Genomic DNA, 17,314 nt, shown 5'->3' with positions numbered 1-17,314 from the left:
CCCTTCGCCTTAGCGCTAGATAGGAATCCCTAGCCCTACCGAAGAAGGCGCAACATTAATGAAGATTTTGAGGAGCATATTCGAGGAAACCCAAATGAGAAGGCGCGCTTCAGACGGGAAAACGCCGGATTTCAGGACTCTGTTTTAAGGCGCTTCAGAACGAATGCCGCAAGGCCCGAAACAATGCCGCGCGGAAGCGCCCAGGCAAGGCGCGCGATCACGCGGTTTCCCCAGCCGTCGATCACGATGCGCCTTCCTGCCTTCATGCCTTCCCAGCCGGTGCGCGCCGCGACATCAGCGGGCCGCTCCGCGCTTTCGAGTTCGCAGAGATCAAAGGCATTCTCCTTCGCGAGCCCCGCCGCGTCGCCGAATTCGGTCCTCGTCGGCCCCGGACAGAAGGCTGTAGCGGTCACGGCCGTGTCCCGAAGCTCCTCGGCGAGCGCCTCCGTGAAGGAGAGCACGTAAGCCTTCGTCGCGCCGTAGACCCCGAGATAGGGACAAGCCTGAAAGGCCGCCGTGGAAGCGACGTTCATGATGCGGCCCCGTCCCATGTCCCGCATTTCGCGCCCGATGCGAAGCGACAATTCCGTGAGCGCTCCGGCATTCAGTTCGAGCATCCGCCTCAGCCTCGCCGGATCCATATCGAGCGCGGGACCGAAAGCCCCAAAGCCCGCATTGTTGACGAGCACGTCGGGCACGAGACCAATGGAGTCGAGCGCCTCCATCACGCGCCCGGGCGCGTCGGGTTCAGTGAGGTCGAGCCCGAGGACGTGCGCCTCAACGCCGTACTTTTTCTTCAGTTCGCCCGCGAGCGCATGAAGGCGATCCACGCGCCTCGCGATGAGAAGCGTCTCAAAGCCGTCTGCGGCCGCGAGCCGCGCGAACTCAGTCCCGAGGCCGCTTGAAGCCCCGGTGATGACGGCGAGTCGCCTAACTTTTCCGGGCTCAGTCATTTCTCTCTCCATCTCGTCGCGAAAAAAGCAAGCATATTCCGGTTTCGCGGGCGATTCTATGGCTCGAGCCTGAAACGAAGAATCGCTCCGGGGATCATTGCCGCGACTTTGCAGCATCCTTCGAGGCTGTCTCAGGATACCCTGTATACGGTACCATTTCCTGCCGAAACAAGGGTTAACCCTAATTCGATTCTCTTGTTTTGTCTGGCTTTCGACCGGGTGCCTGAAATCTTATTCAAAGGGACGCGCTTTCAATCCCCGTTTACAGCAACCCAGCAGCATGTGCATAATCATTCACAGCAAAAGAGCAAATTGCTCTCCGTTTTATCCCTATTCCCCTTCATTCCAATATCCAAAACCAGAAAAGTGCATTTTATTTTTCTGGCTGAAATGCACATTTGGTCTTTCATCATGACGTTCCGTTCCTTCACGACTGTAATCGCTTCCGCCATCTCGTCCATGTGTATGCGCTGCCGCATGCCCACGGGCCTGACGTCGTGCGTCCATAAACGAAGGAACGAATAATCATTCGCTCAGGAATTTAAAAAGACCGCATAAAGCGCCGGCTCCACAAATTAAAGAGCCGGCGCTTTTTATTTTGCCTGGCCATTTTCAGAAGTACCAGCCACAAATCGAATCAATTAAAAAAACAACCTGTTTTCATTTTTAATGAAGCAATCAAGGAAAAACAAAATGTCTATTTTCAAAAAACTGCTGGGTTTTGCCGCTCTCGGCGCCGCAGCGCTCCTGGCCGCTCACCCTGCACAGTCGCGCGAGATCACTGCTGCGGTGGTTTCCGGGTTCACCACGCTTGACCCATGGGATGCCAACGACAACCTCTCGAGATCCGTTTCACGCTCCATCTACGAAGGCCTCTACACGTTCGACAGAAACCTGAGGCCCGTCCCGCAGCTCGCGGAAAGCTACGAGGTCTCGAAGGACGGCCTCTCCTACACCTTCAAGCTCCGGCGCGGCGTCAGATTCCATGACGGCACGGAATTCACGGCTGATGCTGTGAAGCTCAATTTCGACCGCGGACTCAATCCGGATCTGAAGCTCATGCGCCGTTCATTCTTCAGCTTCGTCGACCACGTCGACGTCGTTTCCCCTTATGTCGTGAGGTTCACGCTCAAAACTCCCACGGCAGGATTCATTCAAAGGCTTTCGAACGGCACGGCCGCAATGATTTGCCCGGGCCTTCTGAAAGGCGCAGATTCGAAGCAGGCTCTCGCCTACAAGGCCTGCGGCACCGGCCCATATTTGCTCAAGCGCTTCAATCCGACAGAGGAGCTCTACGTCGTCAGGAATCCGCATTACCGGACGGACGGCCTCCCGAAGCTTGACGCCATACGCTGGGTCCCGGTGCCGGAAAATGCCACCCGGGCCGCCATGCTGCAGACAGGGGAAGCCGACTTTATTTCTCCCGTCCCGAGCGAAGAGTTCCGGATGCTCGAAGGGAGGAAAAATCTCGTTCTTGAAAAAATACCCTCCGTCGTCACGCGCTACATCTCGATGAACGAAACAAAAAAGCCTTTCGGCGACATCAGGGTCCGACAGGCCGTGAACTACGCCATCAACCGCAGGGCGCTCGTCAAGGTCGCCTACAACGGTATGGCCGTCCCGTCCACAGGCTACCTTCCCGCGCAGATCGAGGGCGCCGTCGATTTCGGCGAATTTCCCTATGACCCGCAGCGCGCAAGAGAGCTCCTGAAGGAAGCCGGCTACCCGCAGGGATTTGAAACGACGCTCTGGTCAGCCTACAACGACAGCAAAAGCATGAAGATGCTTCAGTTCCTCCAGCAGCAGCTCGCCCAGGTCGGAATCCGCGTCACGACGCGAGCGCTCGAGGCCGGGCAGCGAAGCCTCGTCTTCGGCGCAAGAACGCCCGAGGAGTCCGAACACCGGCTCTTCCTTCGCGGCTGGAGCAATTCCACCGCGGAACCCGACTGGGGACTTCGCCCGCTTCTTTACAGCCGCAACATGCCGCCCGTGCTCCTTGACGATTCCTACTACCGGAACCCGCAGGCAGACCGGCTCTTCGACGAGGCCATTGCAGAAACGGATCCTGCCAGGCGCGACGCGCTTTACGCGGAACTCCAGAAGCTCGTGCATGCGGACGCGCCGTGGGCGCCTCTGGTCTTCGAAATGACGACCGCAGCTGCCAGAAAGGAATTGAAGAACTTCCACGTGATGCCGGACGGTAGCTTCGACTTCTACGACGCCGAATGGGCGGAATGAGGCGAAGACCCGCCGCCTTTAAGCCTCAGGCAACCGCTTCGTGAGAGAATCACCGCAATTCCGGAGCGGACACGACGCGCATTGCGTGCTTCGTCCCTCCATAATGTTTTTCATTTTTGAAGAATTTCATCATGATGAAGAAAATCGGAGCCGCCTGTGCGGCCGCTGCGCTCTCCTTCGGCATCGCCGGGAGCGCCCATGCTCTTGAACCCGTCAACCCCCAGCCCGCGGTTCCCCTTACCTATTCAAACCCTGCGTACGCGAAGGTTGCCCCGGCAGAAGCCAAAAAGATGATTGAAGCCGGCGTCACCGTCGTCGACGTCCGCGAACCCGACGAATTCGCCTCCGGCCACATTCAGGGCTCGGTCAACGTGCCGCTCTCGACCTTCACGCCCGGCATGCGCCTCAAGGCGATTCCGAACGTCGACGACAAGGTCCTCGTGATCTGCCGCTCGGGCGTTCGTGCTGAAAAAGCCTCGCGCATCCTCGTCGAATCGGGCTACAAGCACGTCTACAACATGTACGGCACGAGCCAGTGGCCGTACGGTCTCGTCCGCTGATCGCGCCTGACGTCATTCAGCACAGAAAAACCCGACAGAGCCTTCAGAAGCTCTGCCGGGTTTTTCTTTTCCCGCGCTTCCCGCTTTACTTCCTTCTGAAGCGATCCATTACGCGCTCAAGGAACGCGTAGAAGACGGGCGTAAAGAAGATTCCGATGATGCTTGCAAGGAGCATCCCGGAAAAGGTCGTCACGCCGATCGCCTCGCGGCTCCCCGACCCCGCACCCGTTGCAAACACCATCGGGAGGACGCCGAAGATGAAGGACCAGGCGGTCATCATGACGGCGCGGAAGCGCTGCGAGGCGCCAGCAGCGGCGGCGTCATCAGCCGGGAGCCCGGACTCGCGCTTCACCTTCGAAAATTCCACCATCAGAATGGCGCTCTTCGCGGAAAGCCCGATCAGCATGACGAGCCCGAGCTGCGCGTAGATGCTGAGGTCGAGCCCGGCGATTTTGAGCCCGAGAAGGCCGCCCGCGAGCGCAAAGACGACGGAGAGCATGACGGAAACCGGCATCATCCAGCTCTCATACTGCGCAACGAGGAAGAGGTAGGCAAATAGGAGCGCGAGACCCGTGAAGAGCACGATCCTCCCCTGATTTTCCACCTGCTGGCGGCTTAAGCCCGTCCATTCAATCGTGTAGCCTTCGGGGAGCTTCATCGATTCAATGACGGAGAAGACTTCGCCTTCGCTCGCGCCTTCTGCCGTCTGCACGTTCATCGAGGCCGAGCTCATCTTGTTGAAGCGCGAGAGCTCCCGCGCGCCCGTCTCGTAGGAGACCGACCCGATCGCGGAGAGGGGCACCAGGTGGCCCGACGAATTGACGACCGAAATTTCCTCAATGTCCCGGGCATTGGCGCGGAAGCCGGGCTCCGCCTGCATGATGACCTCGTAGTTGTTGTTGTTCATGGTGAAGTCATTTATGTAGTAGGAGGCGAGCGCATTCTGGAGCGCCGAATAGGCGTCCTGCGCCGAGACGCCGAGGAGTTCCGCCTTTGCCCGGTCAAGCGTGAAGCGAAGCTGCACCGTGTCCGCGCGGAAGCTCGTCATTGCGGAGCGCACCGCGCCCGACTTCGCGAGCTCGTCGGCGATGCTTTGGGCCGTCCGGGCGAGTTCAGCAGGCGTCGTACCCGAAGTTGAGCAGAGTTCAAAGGAAACGCCGCCCATGGCTCCGAGCCCCATGATTGCGGGCGGCGCAAAAGGCGTGACTTCGGCCGAGGCCATGTCCTCGGTCGACCTCCGGATCTTCGTCATGATGCTCGCGATTGAGCGCTCCGGGGCCGTGCGCTTGTCCCAGGCGTCAAGGTCCGCGATGCACATGGCGACGTTTTCGCCCGAGCCGCTCATCATGCTCATGCCCGACATCGTCATGGTGGAGCGCACGCCCGGGATGGCCGCGATTCTCTCGCGCATCCCGGTCATGGCGGCTTCCGTGCGGACCTGCGCCGCACCGGGAGCGAGCTCCATATTGACCATGACGACGCCCTTGTCTTCAGCGGGGAGAAACGATGCCGGGAGGCTCCGGTAGAGGAACCAGACGCCCGCGCAGACCCCCGCGAAAATGAGGAGCGAGAGGGTCATGTGCTTCAAAAGCACGCCGACGCCCCCGAGATACCGGTCGCGCAGCCATCCGAGACCGGATTCGGCCGCCCGAAGCAGGAACCCGCCCGAGCCCGCCTCGCGCCGGCGAAGGATGAGGCCGCAAAGGGCCGGCGAAAGCGTGAGCGCCACGACGGTTGAGAGCGTGAGCGCAATGCACATGCTCGCCGCAAACTGCTTGTAGATTTCCCCCGTCATGCCCGAATAGAAGAGAAGCGGCGCGTAGCAGGCGATCGTGACGAGCGTGGTCGCAATGACGGCGCCCGTGATTTCCCCCATGCTCTTCTCGGCGGCCTCCCGGGGTTCGAGCCCTTCGTCAATCAGGCGCTGCGTGTTTTCAACCACTACGATGGCGTCGTCGACGAGCGACCCGATCACCAAAATGAGGCCGAACATCGTGAGCGTGTTGATGGAGAACCCAAGGAGATAGAGGCCCGCAAACGCTCCGAGAAGCGACACCGGAATGGCGGATGCGGGAACGAGGGTCGCGCGCCAGTCGCCAAGGAAAAGCCAGGTGACGCCGACGACTAGCGCGAGCGCCGCGATGAGGGTTGTCGCCATCTCTTCCATCGAGACCTGGATGAATTCGGTGGGGTCGTAGCCGAAGACGTAGGAGACGCCCTCGGGGAAGCGGGGCTTCCAGCGCTCGAGCTCCGCCTTCACGCGGTTCATGGTCGAGAGCGCATTGGCGTCCGGCGCCCGGTAGAGCCCGAGGCCCACGGACTCCTCGCCGTTATGCATGACTTTGCCCGCATAGGAAACGCTGCCGAGTTCGACCCGGGCAATGTCCTTGAGAAGCACCTGCCGGCCCTTTTCCGGATCCGTTCTGACGACGACGTTCTCGAACTCTTCAACGGTTCTGAGGCGCCCGGTGACGTTCAACTTATAGGTGATCCACTGACTCGCGCCTTCGGAGCCGATGGAGCCCGCCGCACCCGCGAGATTCTGCGATTCGACCGCCGCCCTCACGTCCTCGGCCGAGAGCCCGAGCCCCGCGAGACGCAGGGGATCAAGCCAGATTCGCATCGCGCTCCAGCGGTTCGACATGAGTTCCGCGGACGACACGCCTTCCACGCGGGCGAGCGCGTCCTTCAACGTATCGTTCACGTAGTTGACGAGGTCGGACTGAGAGAGCTTCGAGCCGTCCGTCAGAAAGGCAATCATGCCGAGATTGTCGTCGCCGCGTTTTTCAACGCGGATCCCCGTGCGCGTAACTTCTGAAGGGAGCTGCGCCTCGGCGCGCTTCACCGCATTCTGGAGGTTGACGAGCGCAATGTCCGTGTCCGTTCCCGTTCTGAAGGTGACCGAGCAGCTGTAGGAGCCGTCGTTCGAGCTCGTCGACGAAAAATAGAGCAGATCGTCGATGCCGTTGATCTCGTCCTCGATCGGCATCCCGACCGTCTGCTCCACCACGTCCGCGCTCGCGCCCGTATAGCTCGCCGACACAAAGAGCGACGGCGGCGCAATGTTGGGATACTCCTCAACGGGGAGATTCATGAGACCGATGATGCCGGCGAGCGTGATGATGATGTTGAGGACTGCCGCAAGCCTCGGCCTGAGAATGAAGATTCGCGAGAGCATCGTCACTCTCCTTCGACAATCCGCACGGGCTCGCCCTCGCGGGGCTTATGGGTCCCGTCCGTGATGACGGTTTCGCCGGCGCTCAGCCCCGAGGAAACAATCGCGGCGGACTCCGTCGTACTCTCGATCTCTACCCGGCGCTTCTCCGCGCGGTTCTCCTTCGTCACCACCCAGACCCAGGCGCCTTTTTCGTCATGCATCACTGCGGATGGAAGAACCCCGAGCGCGCCGCCCCGGGCGCGCCGCTCGAGCTCAACGGCGACGGTGCTTCCCGGAACGAGCGCTTCATCGGGATTCGAGATCTCGGCATAAACGTCGAGCGTATCGGTGTCCGCGCCTGCGCTGTTGTCGGTGAACGCTATGCGCGCGGCACCCGGGAGCTTCGTTCCGTCGGCGAGCATAATCCTCGCCGTTCCTTCCTCGCGGAGCTTTTCGACAGAGCCGAAAAGCGAGGCCGCATCCTTCATGGAAACTGCAAACCGCACGCGCACGGGATCGGTTGCCGCCACGGTCGTGAGGGCTCCTGAAGAAGACGTGACCCAGCTCCCGACCGGAAAGGCGGCGACGCCCGCACGCCCGGCGGAGGGCGCGGCGATCACCGTGTGCTTCAGATCATCCTGGGCGAGCGTCTCATTGGCTTCGGCCGCGAGGAGCGCCGCTTCCGCAGTCTTTGCCGTGCGCACCGCCGCATCATAGGCGTCGCGGCTCTCGGCATTCTGCTCCCAAAGCTTTTTGACACGCGCGAGCGACCGCCTTGCATACTCGAGCTCGGCTTGAGCCTCCCTTCTCGCGCCTTCGGCGCTTTTCACCGCCGCCTCGTATCGAACCGGGTCGAGCCGGAAAAGCACATCTCCCTTTTTCACGCGCCCGCCTTCGGCAAAAGGCGCCTCGATGATCTCGCCCGAAATGCGGGAGGTAATGCTCACAACCGCAGGCGACACGATCCGCGCGGAATACCGGCGCCCGGGCAGGGCGTCGACCGCAAAGACCTTCCCTGCGGCCACTGCCGGGGCCTTCACGCCCATGCCCGGCGCTCCGGACGGTGCGTCCGGAGAAACAGCGAAAGCGCCCGGAACGAGGAAGCCCAGGCAAAGAACGCCCGAAAAGAGGCCCGGGGCGACAAGCGAAAAGAAAGCGTGCGGCGTCATCATGATTTCAAAATTGAACGTTCGGTTGATTTTTCGAGCTTCCCGGAAGCTTCCGTCACTACCCGCCAGAAGGCCTCGAGGTCGCTCGCCGGAATCCCTTTCGTCGTTTCCTGCCAGATGGCGGCGAGTTCCTTCCCGACCGTGCACTCACGCCCTTTTTCCGTAATGCGGATCGCCACCGTGCGCCGGTCAGTCAGAAGCCGCTCGCGCGTAAGAAGCCCGAGCGCGGCGAGTTCCTCCACGGCTTCCGAAACCGTGGAAGGCGCGAAGCCCGTCAATTCCGCGAGGTCCTTGAGGCGCAGCGCGCATTTGCTGCCGTCCGGTCCGCCGCTCTGCCGCGCGAGGACGGATAGGATCCGACCCTTTGCGATGGAAATGCGGCCTGAGCGCACGTCCGAAACCTGGTCCGGCGTCTCGGCGCCCCGGACAAGGAGCGCGAACGCCAGATCGAAAAGGAGCGTTATGGGAGGAGAGGAAGCGTCTTTCATGAGTAATTTCGGATTCAAAATAGTTCGTATTCCGAAATATTATTCGCGCAGCTTCTCCTCAATGGCCTCAAATCATTTCAAAATGTATTTCTTCGGGCCTGCGCCCGTAGTCTTTCAGATTGAGACGCCCTCAATTCCGAGAAGCATGCGCTTGGCATCGAGCCCGCCGCCGTAGCCCGTGATGGATCCGTCCTTCCCGATCACGCGGTGGCAGGGGACGATGATGGAAAAGGGATTTTCACCGACGGCTACCCCGACGGCACGAGTGGCTTTAGGACGCCCGATCCTGCGGGCGAGGTCGCCGTAGCTCACGGTTTCGCCCCAGGGAATATCGAGAAGCGCATTCCAGACATCCTTCTGGAAATCGGTGCCGAGAAAGAGGAGCGGAAGGTCGAACGTGCGGCGCTTTCCAGCCCAGTATTCGCGAAGCTCCGCCTCCGTGCGGTCGAGGAGCGCATCAGGGCGATTTTCATAAGGGCCCTTCAGAAATCGATCAATCCGCTTCTGGACGGTCGCGCGATGCCAGCCCGACTCCCAGTCGCAGAAGGCGAGCGTTCCGTCAACTGCGCCGAGAAGGAGCGTGCCGCAGGGAAGCGTGAGGCTGCGCGTTGAAACGACGGCATTCTGGAGAAGCGGATCGACCATGGAAGAAACTCCTGACAAACATTCGAAGCGTTCGGCATGCTCCTCATCATACGCGGGCTCGCCCGGGCCGGCCCGGCCTACGAGAAAGAGCGGAGCCGGGAGGACATGGATCAGCTTCCCGCCGCGCCCTCTTCTGCCGCTTTTCTTTCCCGGGCCCATAATGGAAGCACCCTGAAATTCTGATTTGGTTTTCTTTAAGGAGCTTTCCCCAGATGCCACGCACGCTTGAAGCGCTTCTCGGCCGCGAGGATGCCGAGCGCATTGTTGAATTCCGCCGCGATCTTCACCGCCATCCGGAAATCGGCATGGATACGGCCCGGACGGCAGAAAAGCTTGAGGCCTTTCTCTCGACCTTCCCCGTCGACCGCGTGGAGCGCGTTGAAAAGAACGGCGTCGTTGCGCTCATCAAGGGCCGCGAGGACGGACCCATGATCGGTCTGCGCGGCGACACGGACGCGCTTCCCATTCAGGATGAAACCAAGAACCCGTGGACGAGCGAAGTCGAAAAGTGCGCGCACCTATGCGGTCACGACGGTCATACGGCGGGGGCTCTGGCAACAGCGCTCTATTTGTCGAAGCACCGCAACTTTGCGGGGTCCGTCGCCGTCATCTTCCAGCCGGGCGAGGAAGGCTGGGCGGGCGCCGATCTCATGATCAAGGACGGGCTCTTCAAGCGCTTCCCCTGCAAGGAGGTCTACGCCATTCACGGGGACCCGTCGCATGATCTCGGCACCATTCTCCTTCAGCCCGGCCCCATGACGGCATCGGTCGACATCGCCTACATGACGGTCGAGGGCCGGGGCGGCCACGGTGCGCGTCCGCAGGAAGCAATCGACCCGATGCCCGCCGCCGCCGAACTCATCCTTGCGCTTCAGACCATCGTCTCGCGCCGCGTTGATCCCAACGACTCCGCCGTCGTCTCCTGCTGCTACGTGCATGCGGGCGACCCGCTCGCTCCCACCGTCATTCCGCAGCGCGTGGAGCTTTCCGCGACGATCCGCACGTTCGACGGAAAGGTGCGCGATCTGATTGAAAAGCGCTTCAACGAAATCACCTCCGGCATCGGCACCACCTTCGGGGGCGTCGTGAAGCTCGACTACCAGAGGCGCTATCCGCCCCAGATCAACGATGAGAAGCTCGCGCTTGCGGCGATCGACGCTCTGAAGCCCGTTTTCGGCGACGAGAACGTCGTCACGAACGCCAAGCCCTCGATGGGCGGCGAGGACTTCGCCTTCATGAGCGAAGCCGTCCCCGGGGTCTACATGAAGGTGGGCCTCAGAGACAAGGAACACCTGGCGGCGCTTCACAATCCGGGGTTCGACTTCAACGACCTCGCACTTGCGAACTCCGTCGAAGCCTTCCGCGCAATCGTTGAGGCGCGGCTGCCGCTCAAAGCGTAATTTCAATCCGTCCTGACAGGAAAGGCGCTTCACGGAACGAGTCCGGAGCGCCTTTTTCATCCCTTCATGCGGATCAGGACTGCGGACCTCTCCTCACAGCCTCCCGCATGGCAATTGAAGCGGCCGCCATGCCGAAGCTCGCCGTGACGACAATCCCTGAGCCGTAGCCCGAGCAGGCAAGCCCCGCCGTCGTCTCCACGCTGCAGGCTTCGTCGCCCAGGGGCTTTTTGACGGGCTCCGCCGAATAAACGGCCGGCACGCGAAAGAGGGGCGGGAGGGGCTTCCCCGGCTTCCCGGCATCGGGCGACGCCTTCGGGAACCCGTATTCCTTTCTGAGGCGATAGCGCACCGATGCGAGAAGCGGGTCGCCCGAAATGCGCCCGAGGTCGCCCTCTTTGATTTCAAGGGGGTTGGTGCGGCCGCCTCCCGCCCCCGAAACCACGATGAACTGCTTTCTCGAGCGGCAGTGCGCAATGAGCGCCGCCTTCGCGCGCACCTGATCGATGCAGTCGAGCACGATCGCGTCCGCGGGGATCAGGTCCGCCGCATTCTCCTCGTCCACGAAGTCCTCAACGCAGGACACGACGGCCCTCGGATTGATGAGCGCGATGCGGGCCTTCAGGGCGTCCACCTTCGCCATGCCGTAGGCTTCGCCGAGCGCTTGAATCTGGCGGTTGGTGTTGCTCTCGGCCACATTGTCGAGGTCGATGAGCGTCAACTTTTCCGCCCCGGTGCGGGCGAGCGCCTCCACCGCCCAGGAACCGACGCCTCCCACGCCCACGACGCAGAAGTGCGTCTCCCGGATGGAAGCAGCGCCCTCCTTTCCATAGAGGCGGGCGACGCCTCCGAATCGTCTTTCAAAATCAATGACGTGTCGCTCGGTCATAATTCGCATGAAGAGAAAAGAGGAAAATTAAGGGAAATTCCGTCCCCATTGCGGGTAATTACGGGCGAATCACCCGGGTGAGTACGCCTTTTGGCGGACGCGCCCGTCATGGAAACGTCACACAATTTAAAGCAAACCTTAATGGCCGGCGGGAAGAATAACGAGCGCCCCTTAGTGTCCAGGCACCGTTCTTCAAATCCCGAACCCGTCTTTATATCACCGGACACGCCATTTTCAAGGAATCCGCCATGGCCCAATTCCCCAAAGCGCACCCGTCGATCCTCGCCGGTGCCGTCATTGCCGCGAGCCTCTTTGCCTCTCAGGCCTGGGCGAGCGCTCAGCACATGGTCGTGGCCATGCCTCAGCTGCCGACCATCATCGAGCCGCAGGGCAAGAACCACAATCCGCTCGAGCGCGTTGCGTTCTCCATTTTCGAAACGCTCATCCACGCCGATCAGAAGACGGGCGAACTGCAGCCGGGTCTCGCGGTTTCCTGGACGCGCATTTCGCCTGAAACCGTCGAATTCAAGCTCCGTCAGGGCGTGAAGTTCCAGGACGGCACGGACTTTACGGCCGACGACGTGGTCTTCTCCTTCGGCCCCGAACGCTTCCTCTCGGACACCGCCCCGGGACGCCCCGCTGCGGTTGAGTTCCTGGGAGGCCTCAAGTCCGTTGAAAAGGTGGACGACTACACCGTGCGCGTCACGATGAAGACGCCCGACCCCCTGATTGAACGCCGCTTCTCCGCGCGCATGTCGGAAATCATTTCCGAAGACGGCTGGAAAAAGGCTGGCGGCTGGGACAACTGGATCAAGCACCCGATCGGCACCGGTCCCTATGAAATCGTCTCCTTCAGGACCGGCAACCGCCTCGAACTCAAACGCTTTGACGGCTACTGGGGCGAAAAGGCTCCGGCCGAAAAGCTCTCCTTCGTTGAGGTGCCGGAATTGTCGTCGCGCGTCGCGGGCCTGCGCTCGGGCGAATTCGACCTCATTACCGAGGTTCCCCCCGATCAGGTGAAGCCCTTGTCTAAGGACGGCCGCATCGACGTGGTCGGGGGCCCGATCGACAACATCTACTCCCTCGTCTTTGACGACAAGTCGAACAAAATCATGACGAAGGAGCTTCGCCAGGCATTCCTCTACGCCATCGACCGCGACCTCCTCGTCGAAGCTCTGATGGGCGGAAAGACGACGCCCGCGAACAGCTTCCAGTCAAAGACCTTCGGCGACCTCTTCATCCCGGAACTCGACAAGAAGCTCTACAACCCGCAGAAGGCCCGCGAGCTCGTGAAGGCGTCGGGGTACAAGGGTCAGCAGATCGTCTGGCGCATCCAGGCGGGCTACTACACGCAGGAGCTCACCGTTTCCCAGGCGATTGCCGGCATGCTGAAGGCGGTCGGCATCAACGTGAAGATCGAGGTGAAGGAAAACTGGTCTCAGGTTGAAGCCCCGGGCGCCACCCGCATGATCAACAATGCGTCGCTCTCGGCCTACTTCCCCGATCCCGCCTCGCAGCTCTGGCGCCGCATGAAGCCGGGCGCCTTCTGGGATGCGAGCGGCTACTTCGTCCACTCGCCCGAGTACCAGAAGTTCGGCGACCTCGGCAAGATCCTTGAATCCTCGACCGACCCGGCCGCCCGCAAGGCCGCCTGGAAGGAAATGCAGGAAGTCTTCTTCACCGACCCGCTCGCCTGCCCGATCTACGCGCTTCCGATGATTTACGGGAAGCAGAAGAACGTGATCTGGGAGCCGGGCACCCAGGGCGCGCTTGATCTTTCGGCAAGAAACCTGAAGTTCAAGTAATCCCCTGATTCCTGACCCCGAAAAAGACCAGAAGAATGAAGGAAACAGACTTATCCTCCGATCTCCGTGCAGACCCCGAACCGCTCCTCACGATCCGGGACCTCCGAGTCGCCTTCAGCGGCGTTGAAGTGCTTCACGGAATCGACCTTGATCTTCCGAAGGGCGAGACGCTCGCTCTCATCGGCGAATCGGGGTCAGGCAAATCCGTCCTCGCAAGGTCGATCCTCGGCCTTGCGGGGTCGAGGAACACCACGACCGGGAGCATCCGGTTCGAGGGCCGCGAACTCGCAGGCGCCCCTGAAAAGGAGCTCCGCCGCATCCGCGGCGCCGAAATCAGCATGATCGTGCAGGACGCCATGGCGGCTTTGAACCCCATGCGCACGATCGGCGACCAGCTCATTGAAACCATCGTCTACCGTCATCCCGACTACCGGGACCGCGCGAGCGAACGGCTCCTCTTTGAAAAGAAGAAGGAACTCACTGAGCTCGCGATCTCATTCCTGAAGCAGGTCGGCATCACCGCCCCCGAAAAGCGGATCTCGAGCTATCCGCACCAGCTCTCGGGCGGCATGCGCCAGCGCGTGCTGATTGCGCTTGCGCTCATCGGAGCGCCGAAGCTTCTGCTGGCCGACGAGCCCACGACGGCGCTCGACGTGGTCGTGCAGCGCGAGATCCTCTCGGAACTGAGAGACCTCGTGCGCGCCCGCGGAATGTCGATGCTTCTCGTCACGCACGACCTTCACCTCGCGCGCGACGTTGCCGACCGCGTGGCCGTCATGTACGCAGGCACCCTCATGGAAGTGGGTCCCTGCAGCAAGGTGATTCCCAATCCCTCGCACCCCTATACCGAAGGGCTTCTCAATGCCATGCCCGACATGGAAAGCCCCCGGGGGTCCTTAAAGCCCATTGAGGGCGAAGTGCCTTCGCCCTCCGAATTGGGGAAAGGCTGCCCCTTCGCGAGCCGGTGCGTGCTCGCGGAAACCCGCTGCCGCGAAAATCTTCCACGCATGATCGCCATTGCGCCCGACTGGTGCACGCGCTGCGACAATGCCCATACGCGCACGGCCGACCTCGAAAAGCTCGAGGAGCTCGCGGCTGCGGCTCCGGAAGGCGCGGGGTCGATCAGGATCGAACAGGAAATCGACCGGAAGGGGTTCGGAAGCGTTCAGAAGAGCGACTTCCCCGTCATCGTCGACGCCCGGATCAAAAAGCACTGCTACTACGCGCGCCGCGGTTTCTTCGGACGCAAAACGCCCTGGAACGTGCTCGAGGACATTGATCTTCAGATTAAGAGCGGCGAAGTGCTCGGGCTCGTCGGCGAATCGGGGTGCGGCAAGTCCACGCTTGCCCGCCTCATGCTCGGCCTCATGCGCCCGACCTCGGGGTCGGTCAAATTCCGCGACGAGGAATATCCCGAACCCCGGACCGCTCCCTGGAGAGCGCAGCGAGCCGCCGCGCAGATGATCTACCAGGACCCCTTCAGCTGCTTTGACGAGCGGATGAGCGTCCTAGACCAGATCGCGGAACCTCTTGAGGTGCACCTCCACCTCTCCCACGAAGACGCATGCACGAAGGCGCTCCAGGTTCTTCGCGCCGTGGGTCTTCCCGAACACAATGCGAAGAAGCTCCCCGGCGTCATGTCGGGCGGGCAGCTTCAGCGCGCGGCGATTGCCCGAGCGGTGGCGCTGCGGCCCGCACTCCTCGTCTGCGACGAACCCGTGGCGTCGCTCGACGTCTCGATTCAGGCCCAGGTCCTCGCGCTTCTGAATCGCCTGAAGGCCGCCACCCACATGGCGATGCTCTTTGTTTCGCATAACTTGAACGTCGTGCGCTACCTCTGCGACCGCGCGGCGGTGATGTACCTGGGCCGCATCGTCGAGCTCGGGCCCGTCGACGAAGTCTTCCACCACCCGCAGCATCCCTATACGAGGCTCCTTCTCGCCTCAACGCCCGGCGCCGAGGACGACGTGATCCGCTTCTATCCGAAGGGCGTGATGCCGAGTCCGATGGAGCGCCCCGAGGGGTGCGTCTTCGCGAACCGCTGCCCCGTCGCGTGCGACCGCTGCAGAAAAGAGGTTCCGCAGCTCGAGGCCGTCAACGACCATCACCAGACCGCCTGCTTCGTGAAGCACTCCTTCATCACCGATGCGCCGCTTCCCGGCCCCTCGCAGCAATCGGGAGACTGATTCATGTTCGCACTCATTTCGAGACTTGTCTTCCGCTCGGCCCTGACGCTCCTCCTCCTTGCAGCCTGCGTCTTCTTCGGGCTTCACATGACGGGCGACCCCGCGCGCCTCATGCTCGGCGACTCGGCCGACCAGATCGCGCTCGACGCCTTCCGCGAACAGTGGGGGTTGAATAAGCCCCTCTGGGAGCAGTTCATCGTCTACATCCAGAAGGCGCTCACGCTCGACATGGGCGTGAGCTACGCGACGAGCCAGCCCGTGAAGGACGTCTTCCTCGAGGCGCTCGACGCCACGATCGACCTCATGGTCCCCACGGCCATAGTGACGCTTCTCATCGGCATTCCGTCGGGCGTCATTGCGGCGCTCCATCGCGACACCGCGCTCGACCGCGGCATGATGGTGCTCTCGGTCTTCGGCTACGCGGTTCCCAACTTCTTCATGGGCGTGCTCCTTCTTCTCGTCTTCTCGATCTGGCTCGGGTGGCTTCCGTCCTACGGTAATGCGACGCTCCTCCACTACATCATGCCGATCATCACGATGGCGACCGCAGAAGCGGCGATCTTCTCGCGCTACGCGAGAAGCGCGATGCTTGAAGCCATGCGGCTCCCGTGCGTGCGGGCGGCAAAGATGAGAGGGCTCCCGAAGGCCCGCATCATCTGGCTCCATGCGCTCCCGAACGCAATGCTCTCGATTCTCACGATTCTCGGCTTTTTCCTCGGCACCCTCGTTGCCGGCGCCGTCATCACGGAAACAGTCTTCTCCTGGCCCGGCGTCGGGAAGCTCCTCGTTCAGTCGGTGGCGCTTCGCGACATTCCGGTCGTGCAGATGATCGTGCTCGCCACAGGCGCATCCCTCATCCTCGCCAACCTCCTCATGGACATTCTCGCCCTCGTCGTGAATCCGCGCCTGAGGAAGGAAAACTGACCGCTTCCCGGGGGATCAAACGAAAATGACTGCTGCCACAGACACGCTTCAAAAACCGGGGCTTCTCTCCCGGATCATTGCCGGAAGGCCCCGCGGGCTCGCCGGGCTCTCGGCCATAATCCTCGTCGTCTTCTTCTGCGCGGGTCTTCTCGCGCCGGTCGCCGCCCCCTACGGGCTCGAGGACATGGATCTGATGTCGAGGCTCGTAGCGCCCTTTACGTCGCTCGCGCACCCGCTCGGGACCGACGAGCTCGGGCGCGACGTGCTCTCGAGGCTCCTCTATTCCCTGAGGCTTTCCTTCGTCCTTGCCGTGACGGGCACGCTTCTCGGTGCCATCGTCGGCACGGCGCTCGGGTTCCTCGCCGCCCGGTTCGGGGGCTTCATCGACGACCTCGTCAACACCGGGATCGACTTTACGGCGTCGCTGCCCTTCATCGTGCTTGCGCTTACGATCCTTGCCTTCCTCGGCACCGACGTGAAGGTGATCATCGTGATCATGGCGGTCTACGGCTGGGACCGGTACGCGAGGCTCGCAAGAAACCTCGCGCGGTCGGCCTATACCGAAGGCTATGCCGGAGCGCTTGAGAGCCTCGGCATTCCGACCCGGCGGATCCTTTTGAGGCACATTCTTCCCAACATCGCGAGCGCTCTTGTCGTCAACATGACGCTCAACTTCCCCGGGATGATTCTGCTTGAAACGTCGCTCTCCTTCCTCGGCGTGGGCGTGCAGCCCCCGATGAGTTCGTTGGGCACCATGCTCGGCTTCGGGCGCGACTACCTCACCACCGCCTGGTGGATCGCCGTCATTCCGGGCGTCGTCATTGTGATTTCGACGCTTTCCATGTCGCTTCTCGGCGACTGGGTCCAGCAGAAGCTCGACCCGCAGAGCCGATAAGGTTTTTT

Annotated in this window: 13 protein-coding genes; 7 read left to right on the top strand and 6 right to left on the bottom strand. The window is 61.7% G+C overall.

The window, feature by feature from the left end; translation table 11 throughout:
* Nucleotides 1-131: 131 nt before the first annotated feature.
* Nucleotides 132-953 (bottom strand): SDR family oxidoreductase, encoded by an 822-nt coding sequence (locus Q0106_RS00900; protein ID WP_297607657.1) that lies wholly within the window; start codon nucleotides 951-953, stop codon nucleotides 132-134.
* 693 nt (nucleotides 954-1,646) lie between these two features.
* On the opposite strand from Q0106_RS00900, the gene Q0106_RS00895 reads away from it, so the two are divergent.
* Together Q0106_RS00895 and Q0106_RS00890 are read left to right on the top strand one after the other, a co-directional pair.
* Complete coding sequence (locus Q0106_RS00895; protein ID WP_297607655.1) at nucleotides 1,647-3,191, top strand: ABC transporter substrate-binding protein; 1,545 nt, start codon at nucleotides 1,647-1,649, stop codon at nucleotides 3,189-3,191.
* A gap of 131 nt (nucleotides 3,192-3,322) precedes the next feature.
* The gene (locus Q0106_RS00890) at nucleotides 3,323-3,751 is read left to right on the top strand and encodes a rhodanese-like domain-containing protein (RefSeq protein WP_297607653.1); all 429 of its coding nucleotides are present in this window, start codon (nucleotides 3,323-3,325) and stop codon (nucleotides 3,749-3,751) included.
* A gap of 85 nt (nucleotides 3,752-3,836) precedes the next feature.
* Here Q0106_RS00890 and Q0106_RS00885 read toward each other — a convergent pair whose 3' ends face one another.
* The 4 genes from Q0106_RS00885 to Q0106_RS00870 form a co-directional block, all read right to left on the bottom strand.
* Nucleotides 3,837-6,929: an efflux RND transporter permease subunit gene (locus tag Q0106_RS00885; RefSeq protein ID WP_297607651.1), complete on the bottom strand. Its 3,093-nt coding sequence runs from the start codon at nucleotides 6,927-6,929 to the stop codon at nucleotides 3,837-3,839.
* A 2-nt stretch (nucleotides 6,930-6,931) separates the two neighbouring features.
* Nucleotides 6,932-8,080 carry an efflux RND transporter periplasmic adaptor subunit gene (locus tag Q0106_RS00880; RefSeq protein ID WP_297607649.1) on the bottom strand — a complete coding sequence of 383 codons (1,149 nt, stop codon included), beginning with the start codon at nucleotides 8,078-8,080 and terminating at the stop codon, nucleotides 6,932-6,934.
* Entirely contained in the window at nucleotides 8,077-8,565 is a 489-nt protein-coding gene (locus Q0106_RS00875; protein ID WP_297607647.1) for a MarR family winged helix-turn-helix transcriptional regulator, read from the bottom strand. Before Q0106_RS00875 ends, Q0106_RS00880 begins: the two co-directional genes overlap by 4 nt.
* A gap of 114 nt (nucleotides 8,566-8,679) precedes the next feature.
* A complete protein-coding gene (locus tag Q0106_RS00870) occupies nucleotides 8,680-9,210 on the bottom strand; it encodes a methylated-DNA--[protein]-cysteine S-methyltransferase (RefSeq protein ID WP_297607645.1) in 531 nt (176 codons plus the stop codon).
* A 212-nt stretch (nucleotides 9,211-9,422) separates the two neighbouring features.
* Between Q0106_RS00870 and Q0106_RS00865 the strand changes: the two genes are divergently transcribed.
* Nucleotides 9,423-10,610, top strand: a complete 1,188-nt coding sequence (locus Q0106_RS00865) for an amidohydrolase (RefSeq protein WP_297607643.1) — start codon at nucleotides 9,423-9,425, stop codon at nucleotides 10,608-10,610.
* Between the two features lie 73 nt (nucleotides 10,611-10,683).
* On the opposite strand, the gene Q0106_RS00860 is transcribed toward Q0106_RS00865, so the two are convergent.
* Nucleotides 10,684-11,496, bottom strand: a complete 813-nt coding sequence (locus Q0106_RS00860) for a tRNA threonylcarbamoyladenosine dehydratase (RefSeq protein WP_297607641.1) — start codon at nucleotides 11,494-11,496, stop codon at nucleotides 10,684-10,686.
* A gap of 248 nt (nucleotides 11,497-11,744) precedes the next feature.
* Here Q0106_RS00860 and Q0106_RS00855 point away from each other — a divergent pair, with 248 nt between their 5' ends.
* Genes Q0106_RS00855 through Q0106_RS00840 form a run of 4 tightly spaced genes read left to right on the top strand, consistent with a single transcriptional unit; the run spans nucleotide 11,745 to nucleotide 17,306 of the window.
* Nucleotides 11,745-13,301: an ABC transporter substrate-binding protein gene (locus tag Q0106_RS00855; RefSeq protein ID WP_152157973.1), complete on the top strand. Its 1,557-nt coding sequence runs from the start codon at nucleotides 11,745-11,747 to the stop codon at nucleotides 13,299-13,301.
* Nucleotides 13,302-13,336: 35 nt separating this feature from the next.
* On the top strand, nucleotides 13,337-15,487 hold the full coding sequence (locus Q0106_RS00850; RefSeq protein WP_297607639.1) for an ABC transporter ATP-binding protein: 2,151 nt from the start codon (nucleotides 13,337-13,339) through the stop codon (nucleotides 15,485-15,487).
* 3 nt (nucleotides 15,488-15,490) lie between these two features.
* Entirely contained in the window at nucleotides 15,491-16,411 is a 921-nt protein-coding gene (locus Q0106_RS00845; RefSeq protein WP_297607637.1) for an ABC transporter permease, read from the top strand.
* Between the two features lie 25 nt (nucleotides 16,412-16,436).
* Complete coding sequence (locus Q0106_RS00840) at nucleotides 16,437-17,306, top strand: ABC transporter permease (protein ID WP_297607635.1); 870 nt, start codon at nucleotides 16,437-16,439, stop codon at nucleotides 17,304-17,306.
* The last annotated feature ends 8 nt before the right edge of the window (nucleotides 17,307-17,314 follow it).

The organism is uncultured Sutterella sp. (assembly GCF_937923675.1).
GTDB lineage: Bacteria > Pseudomonadota > Gammaproteobacteria > Burkholderiales > Burkholderiaceae_F > Sutterella.
The sequence above is the reverse complement of the archived record's forward strand: the minus strand, read 5'-3'. Positions and strand labels throughout refer to the sequence as shown.